General features: G+C 69.6%; 12 protein-coding genes. 5 read left to right on the top strand and 7 right to left on the bottom strand.

All coding sequences use genetic code 11. The features are described 5' to 3' along the window. Positions 1-51: 51 nt before the first annotated feature. The 3 genes from ACAH41_RS11800 to ACAH41_RS11810 form a co-directional block, all read right to left on the bottom strand. Entirely contained in the window at positions 52-1,248 is a 1,197-nt protein-coding gene (locus tag ACAH41_RS11800; RefSeq protein ID WP_325647991.1) for an acyltransferase family protein, read from the bottom strand. Positions 1,249-1,328: 80 nt separating this feature from the next. Continuing rightward, entirely contained in the window at positions 1,329-2,057 is a 729-nt protein-coding gene (locus tag ACAH41_RS11805) for a LytTR family DNA-binding domain-containing protein (protein ID WP_325647990.1), read from the bottom strand. Next, positions 2,054-3,178, bottom strand: a complete 1,125-nt coding sequence (locus ACAH41_RS11810; RefSeq protein WP_325647989.1) for a histidine kinase — start codon at positions 3,176-3,178, stop codon at positions 2,054-2,056. The genes ACAH41_RS11805 and ACAH41_RS11810 overlap by 4 nt, the downstream gene beginning before the upstream one ends. Positions 3,179-3,432: 254 nt before the next feature. Between ACAH41_RS11810 and ACAH41_RS11815 the strand changes: the two genes are divergently transcribed. Together ACAH41_RS11815 and ACAH41_RS11820 are read left to right on the top strand one after the other, a co-directional pair. Then, a complete protein-coding gene (locus ACAH41_RS11815) occupies positions 3,433-4,011 on the top strand; it encodes a hypothetical protein (RefSeq protein WP_325647988.1) in 579 nt (192 codons plus the stop codon). A gap of 110 nt (positions 4,012-4,121) precedes the next feature. Beyond that, positions 4,122-5,183, top strand: a complete 1,062-nt coding sequence (locus tag ACAH41_RS11820) for an AraC family transcriptional regulator (protein WP_325647987.1) — start codon at positions 4,122-4,124, stop codon at positions 5,181-5,183. On the opposite strand, the gene priA is transcribed toward ACAH41_RS11820, so the two are convergent. Further along, the gene (priA, locus tag ACAH41_RS11825) at positions 5,180-7,402 is read right to left on the bottom strand and encodes a primosomal protein N' (RefSeq protein ID WP_325647986.1); all 2,223 of its coding nucleotides are present in this window, start codon (positions 7,400-7,402) and stop codon (positions 5,180-5,182) included. The genes ACAH41_RS11820 and priA overlap by 4 nt on opposite strands. A gap of 380 nt (positions 7,403-7,782) precedes the next feature. Then, complete coding sequence (gene hemE, locus ACAH41_RS11830) at positions 7,783-8,883, bottom strand: uroporphyrinogen decarboxylase (RefSeq protein ID WP_325647985.1); 1,101 nt, start codon at positions 8,881-8,883, stop codon at positions 7,783-7,785. A 112-nt stretch (positions 8,884-8,995) separates the two neighbouring features. Here hemE and ACAH41_RS11835 point away from each other — a divergent pair, with 112 nt between their 5' ends. From ACAH41_RS11835 to ACAH41_RS11845, 3 genes are read left to right on the top strand one after another with little or no spacing between them, the layout of a single operon-like run. Then, positions 8,996-9,625: a LemA family protein gene (locus tag ACAH41_RS11835; RefSeq protein ID WP_325647984.1), complete on the top strand. Its 630-nt coding sequence runs from the start codon at positions 8,996-8,998 to the stop codon at positions 9,623-9,625. Between the two features lie 7 nt (positions 9,626-9,632). Then, complete coding sequence (locus tag ACAH41_RS11840) at positions 9,633-10,565, top strand: TPM domain-containing protein (protein ID WP_325647983.1); 933 nt, start codon at positions 9,633-9,635, stop codon at positions 10,563-10,565. Then, positions 10,565-11,092 carry a TPM domain-containing protein gene (locus ACAH41_RS11845; protein ID WP_325647982.1) on the top strand — a complete coding sequence of 176 codons (528 nt, stop codon included), beginning with the start codon at positions 10,565-10,567 and terminating at the stop codon, positions 11,090-11,092. Before ACAH41_RS11840 ends, ACAH41_RS11845 begins: the two co-directional genes overlap by 1 nt. Here ACAH41_RS11845 and ACAH41_RS11850 read toward each other — a convergent pair. Together ACAH41_RS11850 and ACAH41_RS11855 are read right to left on the bottom strand one after the other, a co-directional pair. Next, a complete protein-coding gene (locus ACAH41_RS11850; RefSeq protein ID WP_370538301.1) occupies positions 11,055-11,702 on the bottom strand; it encodes a 4'-phosphopantetheinyl transferase superfamily protein in 648 nt (215 codons plus the stop codon). The two genes, ACAH41_RS11845 and ACAH41_RS11850, sit on opposite strands and share 38 nt — an antisense overlap. A 58-nt stretch (positions 11,703-11,760) precedes the next feature. Further along, positions 11,761-12,354 (bottom strand): hypothetical protein, encoded by a 594-nt coding sequence (locus ACAH41_RS11855; protein ID WP_325647980.1) that lies wholly within the window; start codon positions 12,352-12,354, stop codon positions 11,761-11,763. Between the last annotated feature and the right edge of the window lie 15 nt (positions 12,355-12,369).

A 12,369-nucleotide genomic window follows, 5' to 3' on the forward strand; every position in this document is an offset into this window, starting at 1 on the left:
CGGCTTGGGTTCGCGGCGAACTTGGCAAAGCCAGGCTCGCCACGGCGCGTGTCAGGCCAGCGACCGGGCCGGCAAGCCACGTGGCAGCGGCCTGGCGCGCACGATGCCCAGCAGCCCCGCCAACACCGGCACATGCCTGGCCACAAGGTAGACCGCACCGCTGGCAGCGAAGGTGGCCACGATCAGCAGCAAGCCTTCGGGCACCGGCGGCAGCGCCAGCGGCTGCAGCCACCAGGCCAGCAGCACGATCACGGTCTGGTGCATCACGTACAGGCAGAACACCGCGCCGGTGAGGCGGCGGCGCCACGGGCCGTCATGGTCCAGCCAGCGACGCGCGAAACCGCAGGCCGCGACGATGGCCCACCACTGCGTGGCACCCCACAGCAGGCGCTGGGCCCACAGCAGCCCTTCGGGCAAGTTCTGGTCATGCCACGGGCCGAAGAAATAGAGGCACAACATTGCCCAGCCGGCGAAGGCCAGGCCCAGCGCCGGCCAGCGCTGCGCCTGCAGCCCCGCCCACAGCTGGTCACCCGCGCGCGCACCCACCATGCCGAGGCCGAAGGCCCACAGGTATTGCGCATGGTTGTACCAATCCCAGGTCAGGTTGTGGGTGGACGGGAAGGCGCCGTACATCAGTCGCGCCGCCATCGTCGGCAAGGCCAGGCCCAGCAGCAGTCCCCAGGGGCCCACAGGCAGGCGCGCGGCGGCCGCGTCCAGCAGCTTCGGCGCCCAGCGCACCAGGGCCCAGGCGATCAGGCTGTAGATCCACAGGTAGGGCAGGAACCAGAGGTGGTTCCAGGTCGGCAGGTCGATGCAGTTGGTGCCGCTGCACAGCTTGCCGCCCTGCAGGTAGCGCTGCATGAACGCACCGTAGTCGCCCACGAAGCCCAGCTGCGTGAGGCCCTGCACATAGGCCTGTGGCGGCACGATGACCAGCATGCCGAACAGCAGCGGCCACAGCAGCCGGCTGCTGCGCTGGCCCACGAAGCCAGGGCCGCTCTGGCGCCGCAGCAGCGCCTGCGTGGCCGCGCCGCCAATGAAGAACAGCAGCGACAGCCGCCACGGCGAGGTCAGCATCATCAGCGGCTCGATCGCGCCGCTGGCGTTCGGGCTCTTCACATGCCAGTCCCAGCTCACGTAGTACATGCCGACGTGATACGGCACGAGCAGGGCAAAGGCGAGGATGCGCAGCCAGTCGAGGAAAAAGAGGCGCCCGGTTGCGGTTGGCGCGAGGGGTGAGGAGTTCATGCCGCCAGCATCGCCGGGCTCGCCATGGCGCTCAAGCAGACTGGGGCGAAGTGGACGGCGGCTGGGGCGAAGTGGCGGATCTATCTCAAAGCTTCGCGGAAGCTGCGCGAGATGCGCAGCGTTTCGCCGGAACGCAAGGTCAGCTGCGCTTCACCGCGCGGCAGCGGCGCAATGGCCTGCACATGGACCGGATTCACCGCATGCGAGCGGTGCACCTGCACAAAGCCTTTGGCGGCCGGGTGGGCGAGGAATTCGGCCAGCGTGCGGCGGTCCAGGTGGCAGGCGGGCGGGGCGTGCAGCTCGATGTAGTTGTCGGCCGCGGCCACCCATTCGACCTCGGCCAGCGGCAGGCGGCGCAGGCCGCCGCCGCGCTGCGGCACCAGCCAGTCGCCGGTGAGCGGCTGCAGCTGTTGCAGTGCGGTCAACAGGGCACCACGGCGTGGTGCGGCACCGGCCGCGGCCAGGCGCTGCTGCATGCGGGCGATGGCCTCGGCCAGGCGCTCGCCGGTGTAGGGCTTGAGCAGGTAGTCGACCGCGTTCAGCTCGAAGGCGCGCACGGCGTGCTGGTCGAACGCGGTGCAGAAGGCGCAGACCACGCCGGGCGGCAACAGCAGCGCCAACTCCAGGCCGCTGCGGCCGGGCAGCTGGATGTCGAGCAGCGCGGCGTCGGGCGCGTGCGTGGCGGCCAGCGCCAGCGCCTCGTCGGCATCGGCCGCTTCGCCGACCAGCGTCACGCCGGGCATGTCCGACAGCAGGCGGCGCAGCTTGGCGCGCGCGGGTGGTTCGTCGTCGACGATCAGCAGCTTCATGCGGCCACCGCGCCCTGTGCAGGCAAGATCAATGTGAGCTGCCCACCGCCGCCCGGCGCGGCATCGAGCGTGACGCTGGCCGTGTCGCCATACAGCGCCTGCAGCCGCGCGCGGGTGTTGGCCAGGCCGATGGCGCCTTCGCGCTCGCCGCGCGTGGGCGTCACGCCGCTGTTCTGCACCTGCAGCCACAGCAGCGGGCCGGGCCGCAGTTCGCCGCGCACCGTCACGCGCACCGGGCCGCTGCTTTGCGCCACGTCGTGCTTGATGGCGTTTTCCACCGGCGAGATCAGCAGCAGCGCCGGCACCTGGCAGACGCGCGCGGCGGGCGACACGTCTACCTCCACCACCAGCCGTTCGCCAAAGCGCGCCTGCATCAGCGACAGGTAGGGTTGCACCAGCGCCAGCTCTTCGTCCAGCGCATGCCGGCCCGCCTGCTCGGCCGCCAGCGCCTGGCGCAGCAGCGTGGCCAGGTCGCAGAGGATGCGGTCGGCGCGTGGCACGTCCTCGTACATCACCGACGAAATCAGGTTCAGCGTGTTGAACAGGAAGTGCGGCTGGATCTGCTCGGCCAGGCGCGCCAGCTGCGCTTCGGCCAGCTCGGCGCGCAGCCGGGCCAGCTCGCGCTGGCGCTGCTGTTCGGCGAACAGCAGCAGCAGGCCGTGGCAGACCGCCACCATCACGGTGTAGCTCACCAGGTCCTTGCCCAGCTCATAGGCCATGACCTTCAACGGGCCGCCGGGCTCGTAGGCCACCGCCGTCAAGGCATAGACGCCAAAGCGCAATGCGAACATGCCGCTGACATGCAGCACGGCATAGGCCAGCGCGCCCAGCACATGCCGGCCCAGGAAAGCCAGCCGCCCGCCACCGGCCTGCAGCCGCTGCCAGGCCCGCGCATGCCAGCGGTACACCGCCACGCCCAGCGGCCCCATGCAGACCACCGAGCTGAGTTCCCAGAGCAAGGGCTCCCAGGGATGCTGGCCACCACGCTCGAGGTAGTGCTGCAGCTCGGCCAAGCCTTGCAGCAGGCCAACCACCAGCACGATGGCGGCGTAGCCGGCCCACAAGGCGCGCTGTGACACCGGCGCGGCAGTCGCTCGGCCGGACAGGGCAATGGCAGGCAAGGCCGTGGGCTCGGCAGTCATTGGCGGGACCATATCACCGCCCTCGCGAGTGACGCGCCGCTTCGCCCCGGCAAAGGTGCCGCTCGCCCCATCGCGCCTTTTTGGAGTCACAACAAGTCGCTCATTTCGGAGCAGCGCCGCGCACTGCGGGATGCCCAAGCGGCCAGCCCGCTCATAGGATTGGCTGCATCGGACGGCGGCATTGGCGTCGCAGTCCGAGCCTCATCCAACCTGCTGATTGCCGCCGCACTACCATGAGTTTTTCCACCATCGCCATCGCCCGTTCCACCCGCCTGCTGGGCCAGGCCACGCTGCTGAGCCTGTGCACGCTGGCAGCGGCCCATGCCGCCGCCTTCACCGCTGGCGAGAAGGACGCCGCCGACTACTGCGTCAAGGCCGGCGGCACTTCCAGCGTCGTCTACCCCTACGGCAACACCAATGCCGACGCCGCCCAGTGGGTGCGCTACGCCGGCTCCAAGGACATGTGCACCTTCGAGGCGGCCGACGGCAGCCAGATCGCGATCTGGAACAAGACGCTGAACACCAAGATGCCCAGCATGGCCGCGCTGGCCTACTACGCCAAGGTGCCAATGGGCTCCAGCTCGGGCAACCCGGCCTTCGCCTATTGCGTCAACAAGCTGGGCGGCGCAGAACTGATCGGCGCTGCCGGCTCGGGCAGCGGCTGGGCCACCGCGCCGGGCGAGCGCGTCTACGCGATGTGCAACTTCGCCGACGGCTCGGCCATCGACGACTGGGGCTTGACCTATCACTCGGCCGACATCGTCCGCGGCATCGACCTGAGCACCGTGCTGCACTTCGCCAACCCGTATTGATGGCCCTGGACCTGAGGCGCGCCGGGGGTGGCGCGCCCGGGCCAGGCCAGGCATGGAAGCTGCGTGATGCGCCACTATCATGGCCCGCACCGCAGCCCTCGCCCGACCCGATGCCCGCGCCCTCTCCGCTCCCGCCGCCCGGCCATGTGCTCACTGGCCGCGACAGGCTATGGCAAGGCCGGCGCACGATCGAGGACTATGTTGACCAGCTCAACCAGTTCTCGCCCGACGCCTCGCGCCGCATCTCCAGCTGGGGCGCCGAACCGGGCGCCACGCTGGCCGTTGCCAGCGTGGCGATGGACCGCCGCCAGCCCGGCGACGAAGCCCTGCTGCCCCCGCTCTTCCTGTCCGAAGGTCGCCTCAGCTTCGGGCTGACGCTGCAAGGTGGCAACCCCCAGGCTGCCCCGTCGGTCTACGTGATCGGCCTGCCATTGGCCGGCCAGATCACGGCGCAGCTGAGCAACCAGCCCGCCTGCGTTGCGCACGCCGGCGAAGGCCTGATCCTGGATCCGGCAGAGGTTCGCAGCTTCGGCCTGTCGCCCGGCGTGCACTGCGTGGAGTTCTGCCTGCCCAAGCGCGACGTGGCCAGGCTGGCCGGCGACTGGCAGCCAGGCGTACAGGGCAGCCACCCGCGCTTCGCCCCTCGCCTCGCGGCCCCGCTGGCGCAGCGCCTGCTGTTCATGGCGGCACAGGCCGCCGATTCATTGCAACCGCCAGGCGGCCAGCCCGGCTCGCCGATGATGTTTCGGCGCTGGTGCGAGATGATCGCGCTGACCTTGCTGCACGAGCAGCCGCAGCGTCAACCCGGCTTGCCCAAGCCGCGTGGCACCGTTGGCCAGGCCGCACCCGCCAGCCTGCGCCGCGCGATCGACTACATCCACGCCCACGCCGAAGGCGCCATCGGCCTGGCCGACATTGCCGACGCCGCCTGCCTGAGCGTCAGCAGCCTGGTACGCCAGTTCAACGCCCAGCTCGGCGCCTCGCCCTACAGCTACCTCAAGACGGTGCGGCTGGAGCGCGCCCGACGCGAACTGCTGGGCCGCCCCGACCTCCTGATTCGCGACGTGGCCCTGCGCTGGGGCTTCCAGAACGCCAGCAAGTTCAGCCAGGCGTACCGGCTGCAGTTTGGCGAGCTGCCGAGCGCGACGCAGCTGCAGCGAGCCGTGACCTAAATGCTCAACGGATCCACATCCACCGCCCAGCGCGCAATGCCCTTCATCGAGTGGCGCAATACGTGCAGCTCCGGCAGCCAGTTCGCCAGCAGGCGTTGCAGCGCGCCGCGCGAGGGCGACTCGATCAGCATCTGGCGGCGCTCCAGGCCGGCGACCTTGGAGACCGGGGGCGGCACCGGGGCGTAGAGCATCACGTCGGCGCCGCCGTGGGCCTTCATGTGCTCATTCAACCAGGCTTGTGCGGCGTCCCGCGCCTGCTGCAGGAAGGCTTCGGCGACCGGGCCTTCGCGGGCTTCGGTGCGCAGCAGCGCGAGGTGGCTGTAGGGCGGCAGGCCGGCCATTTCGCGCTCGGCCAGCTGGCTGGCGGCGAAGGCGGTGAAGTCGTGCGCCTTCAGCGCGGCGAACAATGCGTGCTGCGGGTTCCAGGTCTGCACCCACATCTCGCTGCGGGCGGCCGCCTCGGCGTCTCGCCCTGCCCGCCCGCCCGCCTGCAGCAGGCTGGCGAACAGGCGCTCGGCGGCGCGGAAGTCGGCGGCGAACAGCGCGCTGTCGGGGTTGACGGCGGCGACCAGCGTGACACGCCGGAAGTCGTGGCCCTTGGTGATCATTTGCGTGCCGACCAGCACATCCACCTCGCCGGCATGCACCGCGGCGAGCTGCTCTTCCAGGCTGCCTTTGTGGCGCGTGGTGTCGGCGTCGATGCGGGCAACACGCACGCAGCCGCCACCGGGGCGTTCTACGCCTTGCAGCAGCGTCGCGATCTGTTCTTCCAGGCGTTCGGTGCCGCGGCCCACCGGCTGGATGTCCAGGTTGCCGCAGTCCGGGCAGGCCTTGGGCACGCGTTCGGCAAAGCCGCAGTGGTGGCAGCGCAGCGTGCGGTCCAGCTTGTGGAAGACGCGCCAGGCGCTGCAGTGCGGGCAGCCGCTTTTCCAGCCGCAGGCGCCGCAGTTCAGCACCGGCGCAAAGCCGCGGCGGTTCAGGAACAGCAGGCTTTGTTCGCCGCGCTCGATGCGGTCGCGCACCGCTGCCAGCACCGGCGGGCACAGGGCCGGCGCCTCCTGGCCCTGGCCGGGCGTGGGCTGCCTGGCCATGTCGACCACGCGCACGGCCGGCAGCGCGCCGTGACCCACGCGCTGTGCCATCGTCAGCAGCTGGTAGCGGCCACTGCGGGCGTGCTGCCAGGTTTCGAGCGAAGGCGTGGCCGAGCCCAGCAGCACCGGCGCGCGCTCCAGCTTGCCGCGGTAAACGGCCAGGTCGCGCGCCGAATAACGCGCGCCGTCCTGCTGCTTGTAGCTGGGGTCGTGCTCTTCGTCGACGACGATCAGCCCCAGCCGCGGCAGCGGGCAGAAGATGGCCAGCCGCGTGCCCAGCACCAGTTCGGCATGGCCCTCGTGGGCCGAGAGCCAGTTCTGCAGGCGCTGCGCCGGCGTGAGCCCGCTGTGCAGCGAGACCAGCCGGCGGCCGGGGAAACGTTCGGCGAAACGGGCTTCGAGCTGCGGCGTCAGGTTGATCTCGGGCACCAGCACCAGCGCCTGCCGGCCGGCAGCCAGCGCCTGTTCGGCCGCACGCAGGTAGACCTCGGTCTTGCCACTGCCGGTCACACCGAACAGCAGGTGGCAGGCTGGCGCCTCGGCCTCGAACTGCGGCGACAGCCGGGCCAGCACTTCGGCTTGTTCGGCCGTCAGCGCCGGGCGGACGGGCGGCGGCGAAGCGGGCACTTCGGGCACGGCTTGCGGCTCAGCCTCGAGAGTCAGCTTGCGGCGCTTCTTCGGCTTGGCGTCCGGATCCGGCAGGCCAAGCTGCTTGTGCAGGCGCTTCAGGCGCTTGGCCAGGCCGGTGTTGTCGAGCTTGCGCAGTTCCGGCGGCAACACCGCCAGCGCGACCTCGCCGATGGCGCGCTGGTAATAGCGCGCGGTGAATTCGACCAGCTGGCACCAGGCCGGCGGCAGCGGCGCCAGCGCCAGCAGCGCCTCGCGCACCGGGCGCAGCTGCTCGGCCGGCAGCGCGTTGGCAGCTTCTTCTTCGCTGGGCTGGCGGGGCCAGACAACGCCTGGCAACTCGCGCCGGCCCAGCGGCACGCGCAGCAGCGTGCCGGGCGGCAACTCGGCCTCGGCCAGGTAGTCCAGCACGTCCGCCATGCCGGCGTGCTGGGGCGTCTCGACGGCCACCCGAACGCGATGCAGGGCCGCTGGCACGCAAGCTTCTACCGGGTCGCTCATGAGCGGCAAGAAGGGGTCAAAGTGCGCGTCACTTGCAGGCCATCTCTGTGACGGTTTTGAGAAAGGCGCCGTAAGCCCATGATTGGAAACAGCTTTCCCACTTGTGCATGTTTTCTGTGGATAACTTTGTGGGAAAGCTTCATCGGCGTGCGCTAACTGCTTGATCCAGCGCGCTTTGCGACAGATTGCCCCAATTAGGAGCAGGGCTCATTTGTCATTGAAAATCAAACACTTGGCACGATTCACCGGTATTTTTTCCGCTTTTCGCCAGCGCCGCTTATGCCGCCGCCTCGCCTAGAGTTTTTTGGGGATAAGTCAAGCCCCTGAGCGCTCACTCACCCTGCAAAACCCGTCGGACAGACCTTGGTATTTGCACCTAGTCAGGCTGCGGCGGGGCTGGCGCGCAACGCCCGTGAGTGTTCGTGCACGGCCTGGACCAGGTCCAGCACCCGCTCGGGCGGCGTGAACTGGCTGATGCCGTGGCCCAAATTGAACACATGGCCGTCCCAGCCCCCATCGGTGCGCTGCGGCCGACCAAAGCTGTCGAGCACCAAACGGGCCTCTGCCCGCACCACTTCGGGGGGCGCAAACAGCACGTTCGGATCCAGATTGCCTTGAAGGGCGACACTCGCGCCGACCCGCTGCCTGGCTTGCGTCAGGTTCACGGTCCAGTCCAGGCCGACCACGTCGGCACCGCATTCGGCGATCTGCTGCAGCCACAGGCCACCGCCCTTGGTGAAGACGATCATCGGCACCCGCTCGCCGCCCTGCTCGCGCTTGAGCTGCGAGACGACGCGGCGGGTGTAGTCCAGCGAAAAGCGCTGGAAGGCGCCATCGGCCAGCACGCCGCCCCAGCTGTCGAAGATCATCACCGCCTGCGCGCCAGCGTCGATCTGGGTGTTCAGGTAGAGCGCCACCGCGTCGGCATTGATCTGCAGCATGCGGTGCATCAGGTCCGGCCGGCTGTAGAGCATGCCCTTGACCTGGCGGTAGTCGTCCGACCCGGCACCTTCGACCATGTAGCAGGCCAAAGTCCACGGGCTGCCGGAGAAGCCGATCAGCGGCACGCGGCCGTTCAGCGCATGCCGGATCGAGGTGACGGCGTCGAACACGTAGCGCAGCTTGTCCATGTCAGGCACGGCCAGTGCGGCAACAGCCGCTTCGTCCCGCACCGGGCGCGCGAAGCGCGGCCCTTCGCCTTGCTGGAACGACAGGCCCAGGCCCATCGCATCCGGCACGGTAAGGATGTCGGAAAACAGGATGGCGGCGTCCAGCGGGTAGCGCTCCAGCGGCTGCAGCGTGACCTCGGTGGCGTAGTCGGTGTTGGTGGCCAGGCCCATGAAACTGCCGGCCCTGGCCCGCGTCTCGCGGTACTCCGGGAGGTAGCGGCCAGCTTGCCGCATCAGCCACACGGGCGTGTGCGGGGTGGGCTGGCGCAGGCAGGCGCGCAGGAAGGTGTCGTTTTGCAGCGGGGCGAACATGCCAGGGATTATCCTGCCGGGCCGCTTGAACCCGGCCGCCTGCCCCTCATCTTGGGCGGGAACGGTGCCGCATCCGAAGGCGGCAGGCCCGAATTTTCTGATGGAGATCAACATGTACCTGACCTGGCGCAGCCTTTTCCGCACGCTGGCCCTGACGCTGGGGGCCACGGCGCTGGCCAGCAGCCTCGCGGGCTGCGGCTACAACGAGTTCCAGCAGAAGGACGAAGCGGTCAAGGCTGGCTGGTCCGAAGTGCTGAACCAGTACCAGCGCCGGGCCGACCTGGTGCCCAACCTGGTCGCCACGGTCAAGGGCGAAGCCAACTTCGAGCAGGAAACGCTGACCAAGGTGGTGGAGGCACGCAGCAAGGCCACGTCGATCCAGGCCACGCCGGAGTTGATCAACAACCCCGAGGCCTTCCAGAAGTTCCAGGCCGCGCAGGGTGAACTGACCAGCGCACTGAGCCGGCTGATGGTGGTCAGCGAGCGCTACCCGGACCTGAAGGCCAACCAGGGCTTCCAGGACTTGCGCGTGCAGCTTGAAGGGACTGAGAACCGCATCACCGTGGCGCGCAATCGCTACATCCAGACGGTGCAGGGCTACAACGTGCTGGCCCGCAGTTTCCCGACCAACCTGACGGCCAAGATGTTCGGCTACGACGTGAAGCCGGTCTTCACGGTGGAGAACGAAAAAGCCATCTCGGCGCCGCCGGCGGTCAGTTTCGACAAGCCGGCCTCGAAGTAAGCCCACGATGAGGCTGTTCACCCGCTGGCTGTCTGCACTGCTGGGCGCGTTGGCGCTGGGCCTGCTGGCCGCTGCGCCAGCGCAGGCCGAACTCGCGGTGCCGCCACTGAGCGGCCGCGTGGTCGACCAGACCGGCACGCTGACGCCCGTGCAGGCGCAGGCTCTGGAGGCCAAGCTGGCGCGCTTCGAAGCCGAGGCCGGGCCGCAGATCGTGCTGCTGCTGGTCGCCAGCACGCAGCAGGAGGACATCGCCGCCTACGCCTGGCGCGTGGCCGACCAATGGAAGATCGGCCGGCGCGAGGTGGGCGACGGGGTGCTGATCGTCGTGGCCAAGGGCGACCGGCGCGTGCGCATCGAGGTGGCCAAGGCGCTGGAAGGTGCGGTACCGGACCTGGCCGCGCGGCAGATCATCGACCGCGCGATCAAGCCCGCGTTCCAGAAGAACGACTATGCCGGCGGCCTGAATGCCGGCCTGGACCAGCTGATGGCGCGCATCCGCGGCGAGCACCTGCCGGCGCCGCAGCCGCGCAGCGGCGTGCATGTGCAAAACGGCAGTGCAGGCGGCGACTCGCTCGGCGGCTGGCAGTCGCTGGCCTTGTTCTTCTTCCTGGGCGTGCCGGTGGCCGGCGGGCTGCTGAGCGCCGTGCTGGGCCGCAAGCTGGGCGCCCTGGCAACCGCAGGCGGTGCGGGCACCGCGGCAGGCCTGCTGGCCGGCAGCTGGCCGATCGGGCTGGGTGCCGGCATAGGCGCGCTGGTGCTGGTGGGCCTGCTGGGCATTGGCAGCTCGCGGCGCGGCCGCAGCGGGCGAGGCGGCAGCTTTGTGCCACCCATCATCTGGGGCGGCAGCAGCGGGGGCGGCAGCTGGAGCGGGGGCGGCGGTGGCTTCTCGTCCGGCGGCGGCGGTGACTTCGGCGGCGGCGGCGCCTCGGGAGACTGGTGATGGCGGCAACCCTCAGAACCGGCAGCCGCCTGCTGCGCCTGCTCAAGCACCGCCGCTGGGACGAAACCGATGCGCGGCGGCTGCTCCCGCCAGCCGCTTTGCAAGCCCTGGCCGCCCAGGTCACGGCCAGCGAAGCCGGCCACAGCGGTGAGATCCGCATCTGCGTCGAGGCCGGACTGCCATTGAGCTACCTCTGGCGCCGCGCGAGTGCGCGCGAACGTGCGATTGCGATGTTCGGCAAGCTGCGCGTGTGGGACACCGAGCACAACAACGGCGTGCTGGTCTACCTGCTGCTGGCCGAACGCACCATCGAGCTGGTGGCCGACCGCGGCCTGAGCCGCCAGGTCGACGACGCCACCTGGGCCCGCATCGTCGCCGGCCTGCGCGAAGCGCTGGGCCAGGGCCAATGGGCGCCCGGCCTGGGCCACGCGGTGGCCGAGATCGACGCGCTGCTGCGCCAGCACTTCCCGCTGACCGGCGAGCGCCAGCTCAACGAACTGCCGGACGCGGTGGTGATCCTGGGTTGAGGCGCTGCCAGGGCGTGCCGGTAGGCAAAGCCGGCAGCGGCCCCAGCGGACAGGCGCTGACCAACGCGACGGCCAGCGGCGGATCCGTCAACAGGCCACTCGCCGCTGACGCAATGTCGGGCCCGGCCGCATCAAACGCCAGCGACTGCAGCGTCGGAAATTGCAGTCCCAACCCGCGGTGCTTCAGCCAGGCTTCCTTCAGCGTCCACCAGCGGTAGAACTGATGCATGCGCAGCAGCGTGTCAGGCTGGGCTTGAAGCAGCGCGACCTGCGCCGGGCTGCAGACCATCTGCGCCAGGCCCAGCACGTCGCGCCGGGGATTGAGCTGCTCGATGTCCACGCCAACCGGCGCGTCGCCAATCGCCACCGCCAGCCAGCCGCCACTGTGCGAGAGGTTGGCGTGCAGGCCGGTGCCGGGCAGCGTGGTGGCGCCCGAAGCGGCGAGGTCCACCGGCTGCGCTTCAGGCTCGCCGCCAAGCAGCATGGCCAGTTCGCAGCGCAGCTGCCAACGCCCGGCCAAATAGACCTGCCGACGCGGGGGCAGGCCAAAGCCTTGCCAGCGCTGGTGTTCGCTCGGCGTCAGCCAGGCCAACGCCGATGGAAGCGTCACCTCGGCCAGCAAGACCAGCCTCAACGCGGCCAGTGGCACGCGATGCTCGCAGCGCGGTTTACTTCGCCGCCATGGCCTTGTCGTCCGCACCGGTCGGGCCGCCCTTGGCACGGTCGAAGTTGCCGATGACGTAGTCGCTGGACAGCTCGCCGATGCGCGTCAGCATCAGGTTGTCATGCACGCCAAACACAAAGCCCGCGGCCCAGGCGTCCGCGCGCTGGAAGAACTCCGGCGTGGCCACGGTCGCGCCCTTGCCGTCGGTGATGTAGAGACGCATCAACACGCCCGAGCTGCCGGCCAGGGGCCCCAGCAGCACCCGCTTGGCACCGTGGGTGAACTCGATCTGCTCGACCACCGGGTCGATCACCAGGCGACGGCCGTTGTCCGGCCGCTGGTTCCATTGCGACAGCAGTGGCTTCAGGGGCTTGTCGAAGTTCGCCTGGATCTTGTCCATCGTGCCGGGATTGGCCTTCTGGCCTTCGGCCAGGCGCACCGGCTTGATCTCGATGCGGCCGAAGGACGAGAAGGCTTCGGTCGGCGGCGGGTTCTGCTTGGCCGTGGCTTTCACGCTGGTGGCGCAGCCGTGCATCAACGGCAGTGCCATGGCCACCATGCAAGCCGCCAAGGTGCGGCGTGTCAGGATTCGGTTCATTTCAAAAGCTCCCTC

This window comes from Ideonella sp. (assembly GCF_041287625.1).
Lineage (GTDB): Bacteria > Pseudomonadota > Gammaproteobacteria > Burkholderiales > Burkholderiaceae_C > Ideonella.